General features: G+C 36.1%; 17 protein-coding genes. 1 reads left to right on the forward strand and 16 read right to left on the reverse strand.

Annotated elements, in window-relative coordinates:
- Positions 1-48: 48 nt before the first annotated feature.
- The 8 genes from KA894_RS06960 to KA894_RS06995 form a co-directional block, all read right to left on the reverse strand.
- A complete protein-coding gene (locus KA894_RS06960) occupies positions 49-1305 on the reverse strand; it encodes a DUF1958 domain-containing protein (protein ID WP_115342400.1) in 1257 nt (418 codons plus the stop codon).
- A gap of 119 nt (positions 1306-1424) precedes the next feature.
- Positions 1425-2390, reverse strand: a complete 966-nt coding sequence (locus KA894_RS06965; protein ID WP_103372863.1) for an ornithine cyclodeaminase family protein — start codon at positions 2388-2390, stop codon at positions 1425-1427.
- Positions 2391-2399: 9 nt separating this feature from the next.
- Positions 2400-2816 carry a hypothetical protein gene (locus KA894_RS06970; RefSeq protein ID WP_096810906.1) on the reverse strand — a complete coding sequence of 139 codons (417 nt, stop codon included), beginning with the start codon at positions 2814-2816 and terminating at the stop codon, positions 2400-2402.
- Positions 2817-2975: 159 nt separating this feature from the next.
- Positions 2976-3632 carry a 3-oxoacid CoA-transferase subunit B gene (locus KA894_RS06975; RefSeq protein ID WP_119487747.1) on the reverse strand — a complete coding sequence of 219 codons (657 nt, stop codon included), beginning with the start codon at positions 3630-3632 and terminating at the stop codon, positions 2976-2978.
- The gene (locus tag KA894_RS06980; RefSeq protein ID WP_096810908.1) at positions 3625-4329 is read right to left on the reverse strand and encodes a CoA transferase subunit A; all 705 of its coding nucleotides are present in this window, start codon (positions 4327-4329) and stop codon (positions 3625-3627) included. The genes KA894_RS06975 and KA894_RS06980 overlap by 8 nt, the downstream gene beginning before the upstream one ends.
- A gap of 160 nt (positions 4330-4489) precedes the next feature.
- Entirely contained in the window at positions 4490-4996 is a 507-nt protein-coding gene (locus KA894_RS06985; RefSeq protein ID WP_096810909.1) for a GNAT family N-acetyltransferase, read from the reverse strand.
- A 24-nt stretch (positions 4997-5020) separates the two neighbouring features.
- Positions 5021-5590 (reverse strand): GNAT family N-acetyltransferase, encoded by a 570-nt coding sequence (locus KA894_RS06990; protein ID WP_210133854.1) that lies wholly within the window; start codon positions 5588-5590, stop codon positions 5021-5023.
- 706 nt (positions 5591-6296) lie between these two features.
- Positions 6297-7484 (reverse strand): glycine C-acetyltransferase, encoded by a 1188-nt coding sequence (locus tag KA894_RS06995; protein ID WP_103372866.1) that lies wholly within the window; start codon positions 7482-7484, stop codon positions 6297-6299.
- Positions 7485-7675: 191 nt separating this feature from the next.
- Here KA894_RS06995 and KA894_RS07000 point away from each other — a divergent pair, with 191 nt between their 5' ends.
- Positions 7676-8857 carry a M20 family metallopeptidase gene (locus KA894_RS07000; protein ID WP_096810912.1) on the forward strand — a complete coding sequence of 394 codons (1182 nt, stop codon included), beginning with the start codon at positions 7676-7678 and terminating at the stop codon, positions 8855-8857.
- Positions 8858-9144: 287 nt separating this feature from the next.
- Here the strand turns inward: KA894_RS07000 and tuf are convergent, their stop codons facing one another.
- The 8 genes from tuf to KA894_RS07040 form a co-directional block, all read right to left on the reverse strand.
- Positions 9145-10332: an elongation factor Tu gene (gene tuf, locus KA894_RS07005; RefSeq protein ID WP_103372867.1), complete on the reverse strand. Its 1188-nt coding sequence runs from the start codon at positions 10330-10332 to the stop codon at positions 9145-9147.
- A gap of 216 nt (positions 10333-10548) precedes the next feature.
- Positions 10549-12639 carry an elongation factor G gene (gene fusA / locus KA894_RS07010; RefSeq protein WP_096810914.1) on the reverse strand — a complete coding sequence of 697 codons (2091 nt, stop codon included), beginning with the start codon at positions 12637-12639 and terminating at the stop codon, positions 10549-10551.
- 118 nt (positions 12640-12757) lie between these two features.
- Positions 12758-13228, reverse strand: coding sequence for a 30S ribosomal protein S7 (gene rpsG / locus KA894_RS07015; RefSeq protein ID WP_019468564.1), 471 nt, complete (start codon positions 13226-13228; stop codon positions 12758-12760).
- Positions 13229-13299: 71 nt separating this feature from the next.
- Positions 13300-13722 carry a 30S ribosomal protein S12 gene (rpsL, locus tag KA894_RS07020; protein WP_096810915.1) on the reverse strand — a complete coding sequence of 141 codons (423 nt, stop codon included), beginning with the start codon at positions 13720-13722 and terminating at the stop codon, positions 13300-13302.
- A 93-nt stretch (positions 13723-13815) separates the two neighbouring features.
- Positions 13816-14070, reverse strand: a complete 255-nt coding sequence (locus tag KA894_RS07025; RefSeq protein WP_119487748.1) for a ribosomal L7Ae/L30e/S12e/Gadd45 family protein — start codon at positions 14068-14070, stop codon at positions 13816-13818.
- A gap of 283 nt (positions 14071-14353) precedes the next feature.
- Positions 14354-17947, reverse strand: a complete 3594-nt coding sequence (gene rpoC, locus KA894_RS07030; RefSeq protein WP_170006859.1) for a DNA-directed RNA polymerase subunit beta' — start codon at positions 17945-17947, stop codon at positions 14354-14356.
- Between the two features lie 171 nt (positions 17948-18118).
- Positions 18119-21670, reverse strand: coding sequence for a DNA-directed RNA polymerase subunit beta (gene rpoB / locus KA894_RS07035; protein WP_096810918.1), 3552 nt, complete (start codon positions 21668-21670; stop codon positions 18119-18121).
- A gap of 199 nt (positions 21671-21869) precedes the next feature.
- Positions 21870-22478, reverse strand: coding sequence for a class I SAM-dependent methyltransferase (locus tag KA894_RS07040; RefSeq protein ID WP_096810919.1), 609 nt, complete (start codon positions 22476-22478; stop codon positions 21870-21872).
- Positions 22479-22727 lie beyond the last annotated feature (249 nt).

A 22727-nucleotide genomic window follows, 5' to 3' on the forward strand; every position in this document is an offset into this window, starting at 1 on the left:
CAAAAGAAAAAGAGGTAAAATTGTAATAATAATTGAACAAAAACACGATTAACTCATGTATTTGTGTCGGTGCTTACGAATTAAACTAAGTAATATCAATATACAAATCATCATAAACAGGGTAAACGCACCGCTTATAATAAAAGTTTTATAATTCGTTAATGGGGTCACAACCACGCTCGGGGGTTTCATATCGCTTGTTAAATAGTGTCTATCTGGGTCAAGTACAGTTATTTTATTATTCAAGATTTCAAAGCGCACTGGCTTATCTTTTTCTACTACATCTTTTAATGGGTGTTCGACTTTATACCATCTTCCATTTATATAATGCATCCCTTTTGAAAGCACTTCTTTATATTGATATCGTTCATATACTCTATCCAATAAAGCATTACCTATCACATGACGCTTATACTCAGAATCATCCACGTCCCAATGTCCAACGCCCAACAACACCTGCACAATTCGAAAACCACCTTTTTGGACAGTAGCAGTATAATTATATGCAGCATGTCCACTTGAACCAGTCTTTAACCCGTCTGTGCCTGGATATTCATGTACATCCCCTTTTAATGAATGGAGATATGTGTGAAACTGTTCTTCTAATTCAGTGTTCGGTTTACTAACATAAGTCGCATGTTTCGTATATTTTGTTATGTTAGGGTAGGTATTCATCATATAATATGCTAATTTTGCAAAATCTCTAGAAGTTGAAATATTATCTTCATTTAAAGCAAATCCTGTAGGCAAATATTGTTTACCAACTATTGCATTTTCAGCGCCAAATGGGTTTGTAAAATAAGTATTTCTCATACCTAAATCTTTAGCACGTTGATTCATGCCTTTTACAAACTGACGCATGTCAGGCTCTACTTGTTGCATTAGCATGCGCGTAGCTACATTAGAACTAGGCACAATCGTAAGATAAATAAGTTCTTCAACACTGTAAACTGCACCTTTTTGCATTTTATTATTACTTAACAAAGGGTGTTGACTAAACACTTCATCATCTACGGTAACAGTGATCTTTTTATCTAAAGGTAATGTGCCTTCTTTAATTTTATCTAATACAAATGTCAAAGTCATTAGCTTAGACATACTTGCTAAAGGCCATTTCCGATCAATGTTTTCTTCCCATAAAATTCTACCAGTATGATTATCTGCGACAATGCTTCCTTTAGGTTGATAAAATGAACTCATTTCGATGCCGTAAGACTTTGTGACATCAATAGAGGTTTCTGCATGCATTTGCGAGGGAAATATAAAAATATTAATTAAACATAATAGAATAAAAAAACGTTTCATTGTAATATATCCTTATAAGTATAAAATAATACATATATTATACTATAGAGATCTACAATAAAACGCTCATTCATTTTACTATAAACTTTCAAAATTTTACTGCTTATTATATACAATCATTATAGACACAGTTTCTTTTTCTGACGCTTTTGATAAAAATAATTAGCAACAACAATATCAACGATAGCTACACCAACAGATTTAAAAATCGTTATTTCATCTTCGGATTCACGTCCAGGTAAATTTGATTTAACAATATGACCTAATTCACCGTATAAATCTTCCTGACTAAACAGACCTTCTTTCAGCGGAGTAATTAAATCGCCTGTTTCTTCTAATGCTGCTTGTGATGCTTCTACGACAATTTTATCTGCATTTGCTATTGCTTGTGAAGGTAACTCTTGCATATCAGGCTTAAATGAACCTACCGCATTAACGTGGACACCCGCTTTTAATGGCTGACTAAAAACTGGCCTCACCGCATTTGTAGCAGTGACAATAATATCTGCATTGGTTATAGCGTCATTTACAGCTTCCATTATTTCAATATTTATAGAAGGATATTTATGTTGAACGGCTTCAGCAAATGTTACTGCTTTACGATATGTTCTATTATACAGTTGGATATATTTAATATCTCTAACAGCACATACGGCTTCAATCAGTCCCTGCGCTTGATCGCCAGTCCCAATCACACATAACGTTTCTGCATTTTGACGTGCCAGATATTTTGTGGCTACCCCCGATATGGCACCTGTACGTATCTTAGTTAAGTACGAACCTTCTAATACAGCTAATGTTTCTCCAGTTTCGTAATCTGATAATATTACAGACCCTACTATCGTGTTTTTACCAATTGTCGTATTATTTGGCGCGACTGTTACTGTTTTAAGGCCAACAATTTTTAACTCATCCGATAAAGCAGGCATGACAAGGTAACGGTTATCTCCATTGAAAGGTAAAGCGTAGCGCAATGGCGTATCAGTTTTACCTTCAGAATAAGCACTTAAAGATTCCGCCACCGCTTCAACAACTTCTTCCATATTTAATAATTGTGCTTGTTCATTTGCATCAATAAATTCCATAAGTCACCCCTATTCTTCAACACTTTCACTTTCTGATTCTAGAATACCACTCTTTTTATTCAATTTACTTTCGAACATAATGAGCCCAATCATCAATACAATCAGTAAAGGGATAATCAACCATGCGAATTGATTGTTTACATACACCGAAACAAAGTATATCGCTAATAACGACCCTAAAGCCAATATATTTTTCGCAAATAATAGCCAATAATCTATTTTCACACTAAACCATGATTTATGAGTTCTTTCTTCATGTTTAATTTGATATATCGTAAACTTTAAATGGGTAATCAAACTATAAATCATTACTAAAATAGCTGCCATTAATATCAGCCTATGATAAAAACTGTTTTGCAATAAATCTGAAGCAGCTGCCAATAAGATGGCAATACCAAAGCTCTTCACTTCTGAATGTTGCTTCATACTTATATCCTCACCTTTGTCGTTAGTTCTGTATGCTTATGTTTACAATAACATACATTTTTCCAAAATGACGCTTATGTTTAAACACCCCATTATGGATTTAAACGAATTCCAGTGATCACTTAACAGCACTTTTAATGATTTCCACATTCGTTGGTTTTAAAGTTGACCATTCAAACAGTTTTCAAAATAAGCATCAGTATTTGTTTGTATTTGTTCGAGTGTTGCACCTTCTTGGATCTCTATTAATTTCATAACATTATCTTCAAATTTAAAAACAGCTAAATCTGTAATCAATGTATTAACAACGCCCGCACCAGTTAATGGCAATTCGCATTTTGATTTAATCTTTGACTGTCCGTGTTTATTCATATGATCCATAATTACAACTACCTTTTGCGCGCCAACGACCAAATCCATCGCACCGCCCATGCCTTTAACTAGTTTGCCAGGTATCATATAATTTGCTAAATCGCCTGTTTCTGATACCTCCATACCGCCAAGAATAGCTAAATCGATATGCCCTCCACGAATCATGGCAAATGACTCTGCATTATCAAAATAAGACGCACCTTTAGCAGCAGTTACTGTTTCTTTACCAGCATTGATTAAATCAGGATTCACTTCATCTTCCGTCGGATAAGGTCCAATACCTAGTAATCCATTTTCAGATTGGAAAAAGACGTTTTCCACATGATCATTGATTTCATTAGCTACAAGCGTGGGCATCCCGATACCTAAATTAATCACCATATCGCTTTTGATTTCTCGTGCAGCACGTTGAATAATCTTCTTGCGTTGTGCTTGTTTATCCATGGTTAGCCTCCTTCACTGTACGTTTTTCTATACGTTTTTCATAATCCTTTCCTAAATATATAAAGTCTACATATACGCCTGACATATGCACGTCATCTGGATCAATGTCTCCTAGTTCAACAATTTCTTCAACTTCAACGACTGTGGTTTGAGCTGCCATGGCACATAAAGGATTAAAATTACGTGCAGTCTTTTCAAACACTAAATTGCCAAAGGTATCCGCCTTTTGCGCTTTTACAATCCCGAAATCACCTTTAATAGCACGTTCCATGACATATGTTTCTCCGTCAAATTCACGCGTTTCTTTACCTTCAGCAATTAATGTACCTACACCTGTTTTTGTATAAAAAGCAGGTATGCCTGCACCGCCTGCACGTAGTTTTTCAGCTAAAGTACCTTGTGGTGTTAACGCTACGTCTAATTCACCATTAATCAGCTGTTGTTCAAATATTTTATTTTCACCTACGTATGAACTAATCATTTTATCGATTTGTTTTTTCTCTAATAGGCGACCCAATCCAAAATCTTCGACACCACAGTTATTGCTTACTACAGTTAGTTTTTTAGTACCTTTTGAACGAATTGCTTCAATAGCATGTTCCGGTATACCACATAAACCAAATCCTCCAGCAAGTACTGTCATGCCATCTTTTAAGTGGTCAAACGCACTATGTATATCTTGAATTACCTTTGACATTGTAAAACCTCGTTTCTATATTTAAATTTAATACCTAGTATTAAAAACAATTATACTTGAAATTATTTCTGAAGTCTTTTAATTGATGTTGGCGTTTTCATTTTAGATAAACAAAAAAGTTGCCAGTAATAATAACTGACAACTTTTAGACTATTTTGGACTATGCAATTTCGATTTGGAAACGACGAATTACTGTACCATCTTCTAAGATAGAGGGTTCAATTTCTTCTCCACCATTGTGTAAGATAACAGATGCAGAAACTTCATTATCTTTATCACAAGTAATTAAAGCTTCTTGTACGCCAATGCGTGATAAATAATCTAATGACTTTTTCAAAATTTTGTTACCAAAGCCTTTGCCTCGATAACTATTACGAATACCGTAGCCAACATGGCCACCAATAACTTTCAATTTTTCATTCAAATTATGACGAATATTGGCAGCACCAATGATTTTATCATCGTCAATTAAAAACAATGTTGTGTTATCTACCGACTCATCATTAGATTTGTTATCTGCTAATTCGTGAACAATTTCTTCAAAATTACTATACTTGGTGATATTCGTAATCTCAGGCACTACCATTTCATCGTGATCAATCCATTCTTTCATATAATCACAATATAATGATTCGTCACTCATTGTTAACTCTCTAAATTCAACCATGTTGACACTCCTTCCCTTTAGTCGCTATTCAATCGGTTCGTCATGGGTATTAAGATAAAATACGTAATGATCTGTCCACGCACCATGCTCAAAAATAAATCCTTTACGCAGACATTCAAATTCAAAGCCAACTTTTTCAATGAGCTGTATTGAAGGCTGATTATCCAAATTAATATGGGCTTCAATTCTGTGAAACTTTAATGTTTCTTTCGTCTGTTTAATAAGTTCAGTTAAAGCTTCATAAGCGTAACCTTGACGCCAATATTGGTTATGAATAAAATAACCTATTTCTGCCCATTGAAATTGGTCTCGGCTTAAATTTTTAATATTAAGCATGCCTAAGTGATGCCCAGCTTTATCAAAGACAGCAAAAATATATATATCATCTGCTTCAATCGCTTGTTGATGCTTTTGTATCATTGCTGCAAACCAAGGTTCTGTCGCATCTGACATATCTATTTGTCCTTTGTCATATTTATATTGAGAAGCATGACGATTGACAAACCCAGACAACCAAGATTCATAATCTTTTTCTTCCAACGGTCTAATGATAAGACGTTGTGTACTGAATTGCAACCCTAAATTATTATTCATTCAAAAACCCCTTAATAAAAGGCTTTAGCAACCAAACTATAACATCGTTTGGTATAAAATCAACCTTTTAATTTGAAACGATGAGACACCTATATAAACAATCAAATACATTACTTTTAATCATTATATAACATAGTTTTTAAAATCATTTTTTACGATTTTATTTTCTATCATTTCTTCTATAATTCATTTTTATTATTAATGCATCACAATCATATAATTTTCTATAAAATCAACAACCTATCTTAAAATCATACCCTATTCAAAAGTCAAAAAACGAAAGCATAAAGAATATAACCTCTTTTTCTAAAAATTGCGTTCTTCAACCCATTCTTTGTTAATTTAGAAAAAAGATATAAGCACTAACATGCTTACATCAGAACGACTATACTTCATATATAGATGACATAATCTAAAGCTGTTGCACGCTTCATAGCTCAATTAATAAAGGAATGGCATTTCATATTCCACTTTATAATCACCTTACTGTCAATATCATAAAAAAACCTGAGATACATAAATATCTCAGGCATTTCTTACGATTATCATAACTAGAACCCTCAACACACTTATATTGCGTTTTTAAAGAGTCATCTACGCTGCCTAAGTATGGTAACAAAATGATTTAGAAATGATAGCTTTTTTCAAGTTCCCATCAAGTATGACTGGCATAAAATACCATTGGACTCTAGCTTTATATCGTTCTTTAAATAGTTCCTAATTCTTTACCTACTTTTTCATATGCAGCTAATGCTTGGTCAAGCATTTCTTTTGTATGCGCTGCTGTTGGCATATTACGTACACGACCCGTACCTTTAGGTACTGTTGGAAAAACAATAGATTTCACATAGATACCTTCGTCTTTTAAGCGACTACTGAATGTTTGTGTTTCTTTTTCATCACCTATAATTACTGGCGTAATAGGCGATTCAGAATTACCAATATCAAAACCTAATTTTTGTAAGCCATCTTTCAAGTAATTACCATTTTCCCAAAGTTTATCATGTAACGCTGTAGATGCCATTAATTTTTTTACAGCTTCTGTGATTGCTTTCGTGTCTCCAGGTGCTAATGATGTTGAGAATAAAAATGGTCTAGATTGCGCTTTTAACCAATCGATTAATGATTTCGTGCCTGCTACATAACCACCAACAACACCGATGGCTTTTGATAATGTACCAATTTGGAAATCAATCTTATCTTGTAATCCGAAATGTTTAACTGTTCCAGCACCTTTACCCATGACACCTGATCCATGTGCATCATCGACATAAGTAATTAAGCCAAATTCTTCTGCAATCTCAACGATTTCTGGTAACTTAGCTACGTCACCATCCATACTAAATACACCATCAGTAATATACATGACTTTGTTATATTGTCCAGATTCTACAGCTTCTTTCGCTTTAGCACGTAAATCAACCATATCTGAGTGGTTAACACGAATAATCTTTGCTTTAGACAAACGACAACCATCAATAATAGAAGCATGGTTTAATTCATCTGAAAGAATCGCGTCATTTTTATTCATAACTGCTGAAATGGCAGCCATATTACAGTTGAATCCAGATTGGTACGCTATAGCTGCTTCAGTCCCTTTAAATTCTGCAAGTGTTGCTTCCAATTCATCATGCACATCTAAGGTGCCGTTGATTGAGCGTACGGCGCCCGCGCCTACACCATGTGTATCGATGGCATCCTTTGCTGCTTGTTTTAAATCTGTATCTGTTGCTAGTCCCAAATAGTTATTTGATGATAAGTTCACATAATTTTTTCCATTAATAGTAATTTCTGGCCCATTAGCGCCTTCAATTGTATCAATTTCATTATATAATCCGTTATCTTTCAAATATTGAATATTTTCATCTAAAAAGTCATGTAGTGACTGTACCACTGCAATGTCCCCCTTTGAGTTATCTAATGTTATGCTTATCATACCCCATTTTTTATCAACAGGAAAGTAGAATCATCTTAAACAGTAAAGCGTTTTCTACGATTTAATTGCTATGATAATCATTGGCTCTACAGTTAAGTCATTTAAAATGGTATAATGGAGTAATCATTTTTAAGAAAGAAGGGTTGAAGTTGTTTGACTGGTTTCAACTAGCTAAAGAAAAAGAAAACTCAATGATTCAAGTGCGTCGTTACTTACATCAATATCCTGAATTATCATTCGAGGAGTATCATACACGTGATTACATCCTCAATCAACTCAGCCAATTATCATGTGAAGTACGTTCACCGGTTGGACGAAATGGTATCGTTGCGACATTTACAGGTCATGGCGATGGGCCTACAATCGCTTTACGTGCTGACTTTGACGCATTACCTATCGACGAATTGACTGATTTAGATTATAAATCTAAAAATCCAGGTGCTATGCACGCTTGTGGGCATGATGGTCATACTGCAATATTATTAGCCGTTGCAGAAATCATCGAAGCACATCAAAATGCGCTCAATGGCAATGTAGTATTAATCTTCCAATATGGTGAAGAAATTATGCCCGGCGGATCGCAAGAAATGATTGATGATGGCTGTTTACAAAATGTAGATAGAATTTATGGCAATCATTTATGGAGTGGTTACCCAACTGGTACGATTTATTCTCGACCAGGTGCTATGATGGCATCCCCAGATGAATTCAATGTGACAATACATGGCAGAGGCGGTCATGGTGCTAAACCACACGAAACCATTGATCCTGTTGTGATTATGGCTGAATTTATTATGAGTGCACAAAAGATTGTATCTCGAACTATCGATCCAGTAAAGCAAGCTGTCATCAGTTTTGGAATGGTGCAAGCTGGTTCAGCAGATAACATCATACCAGACAGTGCATTTTGTAAAGGAACGGTTCGTACATTTGATACAGAGATACAAGCCCATGTCATGAATAAAATGGATAAATTATTACAAGGATTGGCTGTCGCAAACGATATCACATATGATTTGGATTATATCAAAGGTTATTTACCAGTCCATAACAATCCGACATGCTATGAAATTGTAAAACAAGCTACTAATGATATGAATTTAAGATTTAATGAATCAGAACTGATGATGATTGGTGAAGACTTTTCACATTACCAAAAAGTACGTCCAGGTGCGTTCTTTTTAACTGGCTGTGGCGATCCTGAAAAAAATACCACATATCCGCACCACAGTCCTTATTTCAATTTAGATGAAAAAGCTATGAAATACACGGCTAGTCAATTCTTAAAAATATTAGAGTTAGAAAACGTAATTAGCCAACCTACAACATAACTAACATCTTAAACCCATATAAAATAACAATGGCTGGTAAAATTCAAAAATATACTTATTCCAAAGCGTTCAATTTTCAATTCCAAGTGTCTTTGATATAAAATAATTCATAGGCGCATAATCTCTCCTTAATTTATTTGGTCGGATATTTAAATTATAGAGATTTTGCGCTTTTTTTGTATCAAAAAACAGGACTGATATAAAAACCAGTCCTGTTTAGCATAGTGTCTAAAAAAAGAGCCTCCAATATTGGAGACCCTCTTAATCTATTTTTAAGATAAACTATCTTATTTGAAGATTTCAGTTACAACGCCTGATCCAACAGTACGTCCACCTTCACGGATTGAGAAACGAGTACCGTCTTCAATAGCGATTGGAGAAATCAATTCAACTTGCATTTCTACGTTATCGCCAGGCATAACCATTTCAGTACCTTCTGGTAAAGTAACAACACCAGTTACATCAGTAGTACGGAAATAGAATTGTGGGCGGTAGTTACTGAAGAATGGCGTATGACGTCCACCTTCATCTTTAGATAAAACATAAACTTCTGCTTTGAAGCTTGTGTGCGGTGTAATTGAACCAGGAGCAGCTAAAACTTGACCACGTTGGATATCTTCACGTGCAACACCACGTAATAATGCACCAATGTTGTCACCAGCTTCAGCATAGTCTAATAATTTACGGAACATTTCTACACCAGTAACAGTTGTTTTGCTTGATTCTTCTTGCATACCGATGATTTCAACTTCTTCACCGACTTTGATTTGACCACGTTCAACACGGCCTGTAGCAACAGTACCACGACCAGTGATTGAGAATACGTCCTCAACTGGCATCATGAATGGTTTGTCAGAATCACGTTCTGGAGTTGGAATGAAGTCATCAACTGCTTGCATTAAGTCTAAGATTTTTTGCTCATAGTCAGCGTCGCCTTCAAGTGCTTTTAATGCTGAACCAGAGATTACAGGTACATCGTCACCTGGGAAGTCATATTCGCTTAATAAGTCACGAACTTCCATTTCTACTAATTCTAATAATTCTTCATCGTCAACCATGTCAACTTTGTTTAAGAATACAACTAATGCTGGAACACCAACGTTACGTGATAAAAGAATGTGTTCACGCGTTTGTGGCATTGGGCCATCAGCAGCAGATACTACTAAGATAGCTCCGTCCATTTGAGCAGCACCAGTGATCATGTTTTTAACATAGTCAGCGTGTCCTGGGCAGTCAACGTGAGCATAGTGACGTTTGTCAGTTGTATACTCGATGTGAGAAGTATTGATTGTAATACCACGTTCTTTTTCTTCTGGAGCGTTGTCAATCATGTCGTATGATTGTGCAACAGCGTCACCATTTTTTGCTAAAACAGTTGCAATAGCAGCTGTTAAAGTAGTTTTACCGTGGTCAACGTGTCCGATTGTACCAATATTGGCATGTTCTTTTGAGCGATCGAATTTTTCTTTAGCCATTATAAAATCTCTCCTATTCGTTAGAAAATTAATTGTAAAATTTATCTCTCATGACAGTTTCTCACCATCATGAGAAAATGATTTATTTAGGTTTAAAAGGACTGTACAGTACCTTTATAATGCATTTTCCCAAAAAAATCAATTGATAAAACTGTAAACTACATAATTAAACTTTACATGTATTGTACAGACTAGCGCTAAACAATACAAGTTTAATTATTCAGCTTTATTACCACTGTTTTTCTTGATAATATCTTCAGCAACTGATTTTGGAACTTCTGCATAGTGATCGAAGTACATTGTGTATGTTCCACGACCTTGTGTGTTAGAACGTAATGCAGTTGCATAACCGAACATTTCTGAAAGTGGTACAAAAGCATTTACAACTTGTGCATTACCACGAGGTTCCATACCATCAACGCGTCCACGACGAGAAGTTACGTCACCCATGATGTCGCCCATGTATTCTTCAGGCATTTCGATTGTTACTTTCATCATTGGTTCTAAGATAACTGGATCACATTTTTTGGCAGCTTCTTTAAGTGCCATTGATGCAGCAATTTTGAAGGCCATTTCTGATGAATCGACATCGTGGTATGAACCATCAAATAATCTAGCTTTAACATCAATTAATGGATATCCAGCTAATACACCATTTTCCATTGAATCTTTAAGTCCTGCTTCAACTGATGGAATGTATTCACGAGGAACTACACCACCAACGATAGCGTTTTCGAATTCGAAACCTGCACCTGTTTCGTTAGGTGAGAATTCAATTTTAACGTCACCGTATTGACCACGACCACCAGATTGACGAGCGAATTTACCTTGAACTTCTGCTGATTGCTTGAATGTTTCACGATATGAAACCATTGGCGCACCAACATTACATTCAACGTTAAATTCTTTCTTCATACGATCAACTAAGATATCTAAGTGAAGCTCACCCATACCGCCGATAATAACTTGTCCAGTTTCTTCATCAGTATGCGCATGGAACGTTGGGTCTTCTTCTTGTAATTTAACTAAAGCTGTAGTCATTTTATCTTGGTCTGCTTTAGATTTTGGTTCAACTGATAAGTGAATAACAGGTTCTGGGAAATCCATTGATTCCAAGATAATATCATTTTTCTCACCACATAAAGTATCACCAGTACCAGTTTCTTTAAGACCTACCGCAGCAGCGATATCTCCTGAGTAAACTGTGTTTAACTCTTGACGAGAGTTAGCATGCATTTGTAGTAAACGACCTACACGTTCACGTTTGTTCTTCGTAGAGTTTTTAACGTATGAACCAGATGATAATGTACCTGAATACACACGGAAGAATGTTAATTTACCAACATAAGGGTCAGTCATTACTTTGAACGCTAATGCAGCGAACTCAGCGTCGTCATCAGCTCTTGCGATAACTTCTTCGTCTGGGTCTTCAGCACGGTGGCCGACAATTGGTTTAACATCTAATGGTGATGGTAAATAATCAATTACTGCGTTAAGCATTAATTGAACACCTTTGTTTTTGAAGGCAGTACCAACAAGAACTGGGTAGAATTCAATATTATTAGTTGCTTGACGAATAGCATCTTTTAATTCAGCTACAGTAATTTCTTCGTCACCAAGGTATTTTTCCATTAATTCATCACTAGTTTCAGCTACTGCTTCAATTAGTGTTGCACGAGCTTCTTCAGCTCTTTCTTTGTGATCTTCAGGAATTTCAATTTCTTCAATTTCAGTTCCTAAATCATTGTTGTATTTGAAACATTTCATTTCAACTAAGTCGATGATTGCTTCAAATTCATCTTCCGCACCAATTGGTAATTGGATTGGTTGCGCATTCGCTTGTAAGCGATCATGAATAGTGCTTACAGCATATTCAAAGTTCGCACCTAATTTGTCCATTTTGTTTACAAAAACAATACGAGGAACGCTGTAAGTTGTAGCTTGACGCCAAACTGTTTCAGTTTGAGGTTCAACACCTGATTGTGCATCAAGTACAGTTACCGCACCATCAAGTACACGTAATGAACGTTCAACTTCTACAGTGAAGTCTACGTGTCCAGGTGTATCAATGATGTTTACACGGTGATCATCCCATGAAGCTGTTGTTGCAGCTGATGTAATTGTGATACCGCGATCTTGCTCCTGTTCCATCCAGTCCATTTGTGAAGCTCCTTCGTGAGTTTCACCGATTTTATGGATACGTCCAGTATAGTAAAGAATACGTTCAGTCGTAGTTGTTTTACCAGCATCGATGTGAGCCATGATACCGATATTACGAGTTCTTTCTAAACTAAAATCTCTAGCCATGTATTTTTCTCCTTCCAGTATAACTGCGAATAAATACTATAAATATGGCGATACCCTAAACATGCACCTAGATAGTAAACTATCGTTTTGGAACACGCTCAGGGAAAAACCTACTATCCTACCAACGATAGTGAGCGAAGGCTTTGTTAGCTTCAGCCATTTTATGAACGTCTTCACGTTTCTTAACTGCACCACCAGTGTTGTTTGCAGCATCTAAGATTTCGTTAGCTAAACGTTCTTCCATAGTTTTTTCACCACGAAGACGTGAATAGTTAACTAACCAACGAAGACCTAAAGTAGTACGACGTTCTGGACGAACTTCTACAGGTACTTGATAGTTAGAGCCACCTACACGGCGTGCTTTAACTTCTAATACTGGCATGATATTGTCAATCGCTTCTTCGAATACTTCGATAGCTTCACGACCACTGCGTTCTTGAACTAATTCAAATGCAGAATAAAGAATTTTTTGAGCTGTTCCACGTTTACCATCTAACATAATCTTGTTAATTAATTTTGTAACTAATTTTGAATTATGAATTGGATCTGGTAATACGTCTCTTTTTGGTACTGATCCTTTACGAGGCATAATGTAAATCCTCCCTTCCTAATTGTAATATATTTTTATGCTTTATAACGAAAATTTACGCAATCTTAAACTTATTTTTTATTTTGTTTAGGTTTTTTAGTTCCGTATAATGAACGTCCTTTTCTACGACCGTCAACACCTGAAGTATCAAGTGCACCACGTACGATGTGGTAACGCACACCAGGTAAGTCTTTTACACGTCCACCGCGTACAAGTACAACACTGTGTTCTTGTAAGTTATGGCCGATACCAGGGATATACGCGTTGATTTCAATATTGTTAGACAAACGCACACGCGCATATTTACGTAACGCAGAGTTAGGTTTTTTAGGTGCCATAGTACCTACACGTGTACAAACACCACGTTTTTGTGGTGAATTTAAAGTAGTGTACTTTTTCTTTCTGCTATTGAAGTTTTTGTTCAATGCTGGTGAATCATAGTTTTTTGATTTTCTTTGTCTTGGTTTACGTACCAATTGGTTAATAGTTGGCATGAATGTGTCCTCCTCTCTTCTTTTATAATCCCACACATCCAGGTGGTTCATTTTAAGGGTAAATAAAATTTAGTAAGAAAAATCTTACTAATCTCATTTCAATAATGCAACAATTGTCGCATCAACGTTTATACCTACACACTTTCCTAAAGCTTGTTTGCTTTCGAAAAATGAGATAGATATGTCTTTGTGATTGATATGACTTAATACGCGAGTCATTAAATGAACTTCAACGTCTTCAGCAATAATCAATGATGTAACTTGATCTTTATTCAAAGCTTTGAGCGTTTGTTTAAGACCAATAACATAGTGTTGTTTGTTAAAGCGTGCAACTTTTTCATTAGACATTTAAATATCCTCCAAAGTTCTGCTTGCATCAACCTTAATAATAATAACATCTAAATTACTGCTAAGTCAACTTTAATTAACATTTTTTACAGGAATTATTTTTTAAAAATAAGAGAGCGAAACAAAGGTTAAATTTATAAAATTTAATCTCTGTTTCTACCCTCTGTAAAAGGATTAGGTTTTAAAAATTTAGTATAAATACTTTTAATTTTTAATATTGGACTGGATCAATACAGTACTCATAATGAATACAATATGCGCTAATCATTTTTTAACAATAGCATTAGATTTCAGTTGTTTGAATATCTTCTACAACTTCTTCTGGTGTTGCTTTGTCATACTGAACATCGCTATAACGTCTCATACCTGTACCAGCTGGAATTAATTTACCAATAATAACGTTCTCTTTAAGTCCAAGTAAATTATCACGTTTACCTTTGATTGCTGCATCTGTAAGTACACGTGTTGTTTCTTGGAATGAAGCTGCAGATAAGAAGCTTTCAGTTTCAAGAGAAGCTTTCGTAATACCAAGTAATACTGGTTTAGATGTAGCTGGACGTTTACGGTCTTTGAACGCTTCACGGTTAGCATCTGTAAAGTTATGAATGTCAACAAGTGCACCTGGAAGTAATTTCGTATCTCCAGCTTCAATGATACGCACTTTACGTAACATTTGTCTTACCATAACTTCAACGTGTTTGTCATCAATTTCAACACCTTGCATACGGTAAACTTTTTGCACTTCTTTTAATAAATAACTTTCAGTAGCATTTAGACCTGAAACAGATAGGAAGTTCTTAGGTTCAATTGAACCTTCTGTAAGAGCTTCACCACGTTCAACACTTTGGCCGATTTCAACTTTTAATCTTGAAGTACCTGAAGCCAGGTAAGATTTAGTTTCATTTTCGCCTTTGATTACGATTTCTTGTTGACGGTCTTTTGCAACACTAATGTCATCAACAACACCTTCAATTTCAGTAATCACTGCCTGACCTTTAGGGTTACGCGCCTCGAAAATCTCTTGGATACGAGGAAGACCTTGAGTGATATCGCTACCTGCTACCCCACCTGTATGGAATGTACGCATAGTAAGCTGTGTACCTGGTTCACCAATTGATTGTGCAGCAATTGTTCCAACTGCTTCACCAACTTCAACTTTTTCACCAGTAGCAAGGTTTTTACCATAACATTTTTCACATACACCATGACGTGTGTTACATGTAAATGCTGAACGGATATACATTTCTTCTATACCAGCGTCCGTGATATTCTTAGCGATTTCTGCTGTTACCAATTCATCTGGTCGAACAATCACTTCGTCTGTTTCTGGGTGACGGATAGTTTCTTTTGAGTAACGGCCTTCAATACGTTCACTGAATGGTTCGATCATTTCTGTACCTTCTTTAATATCAGATACAAGTAAACCTCGGTCAGTACCACAGTCTTCCTCACGAACAATAACATCTTGTGCCACATCAACAAGACGACGCGTAAGATAACCAGAGTCTGCTGTTTTAAGTGCTGTATCGGCAAGACCTTTACGTGCACCGTGAGTAGAAATGAAGTACTCTAATACAGTTAAACCTTCACGGAATGATGAAGTAATTGGTAATTCAATAATCTTACCTGATGGTGCAGCCATAAGACCACGCATACCTGCTAACTGAGTAAAGTTAGATGCGTTACCACGAGCACCAGAGTCACTCATCATAAAGATTGGGTTGGTTTTTTCAAGTGATCCCATCAATTCTTTTTGAATTTGATCTTTAGCATCTGTCCAAATTTCAACAACTGCATTATAGCGTTCAAATTCTGTGATTAAACCACGGTTAAATTGTTTTTGTACTTTATCTACTAATTTTTCATGTTCATCTAAGATTTGTTGTTTATCTGGTAATACAACAATGTCAGATACACCAACAGTAATACCCGCTTTAGAAGAGTATTTGAATCCTAAGTCTTTCATTCTGTCTAACATCATTGATGTATCAGTGATGCTGAAGCGATTGAAGACTTCTGCAATGATATTACCTAAGAAATTCTTATTAAATGGATCGATGAGTTCTTGGTTATCAAAGTATGCTTTCAATCCATCTTCACCTAATTCAGTAGCAGAAACGAAATATTTATCTGGTGTACTGTTTTCTAAATTAGATTTAGTTGGTTCATTAATATATGCAAATGAATCAGGGATGATTTCATTAAAGATAACTTTACCAACAGATGTTGTTAAGATTTTTTTGTTTTGTTCTTCTGTAAATGTTGGGTTGTTAAATGATGATGCATGTACGCCAATACGCGTATGCAAGTGCACATAACCATTTGCATAAGCTTTGAGTACTTCATTTGTATCATTGTAAATTGTACCAGTATTTACAGCATCTTTACGCTCTAAAGTAAGATAATAGTTACCTAATACCATGTCTTGTGATGGTGTAACAACAGGTTTACCATCTTTAGGGTTTAAGATATTTTGAGCTGCAAGCATTAGCATACGTGCTTCTGCTTGTGCTTCTTTAGATAGCGGTACGTGAACAGCCATTTGGTCACCGTCAAAGTCAGCGTTATAAGCTGTTGTTGCAAGTGGGTGTAAACGGATTGCACGGCCTTCCACTAACGTTGGTTCAAATGCTTGGATACCTAATCTGTGAAGTGTTGGTGCACGGTTTAAAAGAACTGGATGTTCTTTAATAACATCTTCTAATACATCCCAAACTTCATCATCCATACGTTCAATCTTGCTCTTAGCATTTTTAATGTTTGTTGCAATTTCACGCTGAACTAACTCTTTCATAATGAAAGGTTTGAATAGCTCTAATGCCATTTCTTTAGGTAGACCACATTGATACATCTTCAAGCTAGGACCAACAGCGATAACTGAACGGCCTGAATAGTCAACACGTTTACCTAATAAGTTTTGACGGAAACGACCTTGTTTACCTTTCAACATATGTGAAAGTGATTTTAATGGACGGTTACCTGGTCCAGTTACTGGACGACCACGACGACCATTATCTATTAATGCATCCACTGCTTCTTGTAACATACGTTTTTCGTTTTGTACGATGATGCCAGGAGCACCTAAATCTAACAAACGTTTCAAACGGTTATTGCGGTTAATAACACGACGGTATAAGTCGTTCAAGTCACTTGTAGCGAAACGTCCACCATCTAATTGAACCATTGGTCTAATTTCTGGTGGGATGATTGGGAGTACATCTAATACCATCCAAGCTGGGTTGTTACCAGAATGTCTGAATGATTCAACTACTTCTAGACGTTTAATTGCACGTGTAAGTCTTTGTCCAGTTGCAGATTCTAACTCATCACGCAACGCTTTTAATTCGGCGTCTAAATCAATTTCATCTAGTAATTCTTTGATTCCTTCAGCACCCATTTTAGCTGTAAATTGACCTGGGAATTTATCATAGTATTCTCTGAATTCTGCTTCAGATAATAATGTCTTTTTCTCTAATCCAGTTGGTCCTGGGTTAACTACAACGTATGAAGCAAAGTAAATAACTTCTTCTAACGCTCTTGGTGACATATCTAATAAAAGACCCATACGACTTGGGATACCTTTGAAGTACCAAATGTGAGATACAGGTGCAGCTAATTCAATGTGCCCCATTCTTTCACGGCGTACTTTAGATTTAGTTACTTCTACGCCACATCTGTCACAAACCATACCTTTATAACGTACACGTTTGTATTTACCACAACTACATTCCCAGTCTTTTGTAGGTCCGAAAATTCTCTCACAGAATAGACCATCTTTTTCTGGTTTTAAAGTACGATAGTTAATTGTTTCTGGCTTTTTAACCTCACCAAAAGACCATGAACGGATTTTTTCAGGTGAAGCAAGTCCTATTTTCATATAATGGAAATTATTTACATCAATCAAGGAGCCTACCTCCTTCAATTTAGATTAGCTGTGCAAATTGATTGATTGCTCTATATCAATAATAGATAAACCGAGAATGAGGCAAGTAATCAATACTTAACCTCAATACGGTAAATCTTTTTATAAACTTAAATGCGAATTGTATTAGTCAGTAATTTCTTTTTGTGATTGTGGAGCTCCTTTTTGTTGGAGATCCACTTTGCGTTCTACTGCGTCTTCATCTTCATTATCCTGCATGTCAATTTCATTGTCATGCTCATCCATAATCTTAACGTCTAAGCCTAAACTTTGTAGTTCTTTCATCAATACTCGGAATGATTCAGGCACACCAGGTTTAGTAATGTTTTCACCTTTAACAATAGATTCGTAAGTTTTAACACGACCTACAGTATCATCAGATTTATAAGTTAAGATTTCTTGAAGTGTGTATGCAGCACCGTAAGCTTCAAGTGCCCATACTTCCATCTCACCGAAACGTTGTCCACCAAATTGTGCTTTACCGCCAAGTGGTTGTTGTGTCACAAGTGAGTAAGGTCCAGTTGAACGTGCGTGTAGTTTATCGTCAACCATATGTGCAAGTTTCAGCATATACATAACACCGACTGAAATTCTGTTATCAAATGGTTCACCTGTACGTCCGTCATACAATACTGTCTTACCGTCACGTGCCATGCCAGCTTCTTCAATTGTTGACCATACATCTTCGTCACTCGCACCATCAAATACTGGTGATGCGACATGAATACCTAAGTTTTTAGCAGCCATACCTAAGTGCAACTCTAATACTTGTCCGATATTCATACGTGATGGCACACCTAATGGGTTAAGCATGATATCAATTGGTGTACCGTCTGGTAAATAAGGCATATCTTCTTCAGGAACTAGCTTAGAAATAACACCTTTGTTACCGTGACGACCACACATTTTATCACCAACATGAATTTTACGTTTTTGAACGATATAAACACGTACTAATTGGTTTACACCTGGAGATAGTGTGTCATCTCCCTCTTCACGGTTGAAGACTTTAACATCTAGAACAATACCGCCTGCACCATGAGGTACACGTAACGATGTATCACGTACTTCACGTGCTTTTTCACCGAATATTGCATGTAATAAACGCTCTTCTGCTGTTAATTCTGTTACACCTTTAGGCGTTACTTTACCTACTAAAATGTCACCATCATTAACTTCAGCACCTACGTATACAATACCACGGTCATCTAAGTTTTTAAGTGCACTATCTGAAACGTTAGGGATATCACGTGTAATTTCTTCAGGTCCTAGTTTTGTATCACGCGCTTCTGATTCATACTCTTCAATATGAATAGAAGTATAAACGTCATCTTTCATTAGACGTTCACTCATAATTACAGCATCCTCGTAGTTATAGCCGTCCCAAGTCATGAAGCCGACAACTACGTTTCTACCTAACGCCATTTCACCAAGTTCCATTGAAGGACCATCGGCTAATATTTCACCTTTAGCTACGACATCACCTGTAGCAACGATAGGTCGTTGGTTATAGCAAGTACCTGTGTTTGAACGTTTGAACTTAGCTAATGGGTAACGATCGATTTCTCCCTCGTATTCTTGGCCATCTTCTTCAATAAGTTGACGTACAAGGATTTCATTAGATTCAACGTGCTCAACACGTCCTTTATTTTTAGCAACAATAGCTGCACCAGAATCGCGTGCTGCTACGTGCTCCATACCAGTACCTACGAAAGGTGATTCTGGATTCATCAATGGTACCGCTTGACGTTGCATGTTTGCACCCATTAATGCACGGTTAGAGTCATCGTTTTCTAAGAAAGGAATACATGCTGTCGCTGCCGAAACAACTTGTTTAGGAGATACATCCATATAATCCATTTTTTCTTTAGCCATCACTGTGTTATTACCACGGAAACGACAAACAACTTCGTCGTCTAAGAAGCGACCATTTTCATCTAAATTAGAGTTCGCTTGTGCTACCACATAGCTATCCTCTTCATCAGCTGTTAAGTAATCGATTTGATCAGTAATGCTGTTTGTTTCAATATCTACTTTACGGTATGGTGTTTCGATAAAGCCAAATTCGTTTACACGTGCATAACTTGATAATGAGTTGATCAAACCAATGTTTGGCCCCTCTGGCGTTTCAATTGGACACATACGACCATAGTGTGAATAGTGAACGTCACGTACTTCCATTTGAGCACGTTCACGTGTTAAACCACCAGGCCCTAATGCTGATAGACGACGTTTATGTGTCAACTCTGCTAATGGGTTAGCTTGGTCCATGAATTGTGACAATTGAGAACTACCAAAGAATTCTTTAATAGATGCAATTACAGGACGAATATTGATTAATTGTTGTGGTGTAATAGAGTCTGTATCTTGAATAGACATTCTTTCACGTACAACACGTTCCATTCTTGATAAACCAATACGGAATTGGTTTTGTAACAACTCACCTACTGAACGTAGACGACGGTTACCAAGGTGGTCAATATCATCTGTAAAGCCAATACCACTTAACAAGTTAAAGAAATAAGACATTGATGCAATGATATCTGCCGGTGTAATGCATTTCACTTCAGAGTCTGGGAACGCATTACCAATCACTGTAGTCGTACGACCTTCTTCATCATTCGGAACATACACTTTGATTGACTGTATTTCAACTGGCTCATCAATCACTGTACCTTCTAGTTCAAACACTTCACTGTTCGCGTTAGCTTCTAATACGTCCATAATTTCATCTAAATTACGACGATCTAAGACTGTGCCTTCTTCAGCAACAATTTCGCCTGTTTCAGTATTAACAATAGGTTCTGCTAATTTTTGATTGAATAGACGGTGTTTTAAATGAAGTTTTTTATTTGCTTTATAACGACCTACACTTGCTAGGTCATAACGTTTTGGATCAAAGAAACGTGAATATAGTAAACTTTTAGCATTTTCAACTGTAGGAGGTTCGCCTGGGCGTAAACGCTCATAAATTTCTAATAATGCTTGATCTGTGTTTTCTGTACCATCTTTTTCTAATGTGTTACGTAAGTACTCGTTATCACCTAAAAGATCAATGATTTCTTGATCTGTAGAGAATCCTAAAGCACGTAACAACACGGTTAATGGTAGTTTTCTTGTTCTATCAATGCGTACATATACTACGTCTTTTGCGTCAGTTTCATATTCTAACCATGCACCACGGTTAGGAATGATTGTTGCATCATAGTTTGTGCGACCATTTTTATCTAGTTTTTCATTAAAATATACGGATGGTGAACGAACTAGTTGAGATACAATTACACGTTCAGCACCATTAATGACAAATGTACCTGTATCTGTCATTAATGGGAAATCACCCATAAACACTTCTTGCTCTTTCACTTCGCCTGTTTCTTTAATGATTAGACGTACTTTTACACGTAGAGGTGCAGAATACGTCGTGTCACGGTTTTTCGATTCTTCTAAATCATATTTCGGTTCACCAAGTCTGTAATCAACAAACTCTAAAGATAGATTACCTGTGAAATCTTCAATCGGTGAAATGTCTCTAAACATTTCATATAAACCTTCTTCTAAGAACCACTCGTAAGATTTAGTTTGAATCTCAATTAAATTCGGTAATTCTAATACCTCTGAAATTCTCGCATAGTTTCTACGTTTACGATGTCTTCCATATTGGACAAATTGACCTGCCAAACAGATTCACCCCTCAAAAATTGCGTGTTTACTTTTACTAAATAAGCAAATATAATTAGACAAAAAGAAAACGGTAGCATACCTCATGACACCATTTTCTATTTCACCTTATATACTTTGTTAATTTATACGTAAAAGTACACACTTATTGAACATAATTTTTTACATTCTATTACTATATCAGAACAGTGCTTTTTAATCAACCTTTTACACTGCTTAATATGTAATAGCCTTTACTTTTTTCTATGACTTTCACGTTGTCAAATGTCTCTTCCATTTTCTTCTTAGCAGATGGCATACCTTGTTTTTTCTGAATAACAACATAAAGCGTGCCATTTGATTTTAATTTTTTAAATGAATCTTCTAAAATACTGTGAACTACCTTTTTGCCTGCTCTAATTGGTGGGTTAGTTAGGATTGCATCAAAAGCATTATCCTCTACCTTCGACAAACCATCACTTTCTTTAATTTCTACATTTTCTATGTGATTTAGTTTTCCATTTTTGGCCGATAAAGCAAGTGCACGTTGGTTTACATCAACCATCGTTATTTCATGATGCGGGGATACTTTCGCAATCATCAAACCAATCGGTCCATAACCACAGCCAACATCTATTATTTTTTTAGTGGGCCCAGGGGGATTTTCTTTTAAAAAAGTGCGTATTAGTAAATCTGAACCAAAGTCTATTTTCCCTTTAGAAAACACGCCTGAATCAGTTACTAATTTTAAATCATAATTTTTGTAGGAATACGTAAAAGGAAGTTCATCACTTTCTACTTCAGGATTTTCATCATAGTAATGACTCATGATTACACCTCTTTTAATCTAATTCGTCTTAGATTAATACTATACCCATAACGCGATGCTATTAACAAATGCTTGGAGGGGTATAGATCAAATAAGATAAAACCCCGTTATATCGATAACGGGGTTTTCATTTCTCAAAGATTTCAGAATATCCATATAACACTTAAAACCAACGTACCGAAGCAGCTAATGTATTAAGCAATTCGGATAATCTTCAATATATAATTATGAACTGTTAGCCAGCTAGAA

This window comes from Staphylococcus sp. GDY8P131P (genome assembly GCF_017891975.1).
Taxonomy (GTDB): Bacteria; Bacillota; Bacilli; order Staphylococcales; family Staphylococcaceae; genus Staphylococcus; species Staphylococcus nepalensis.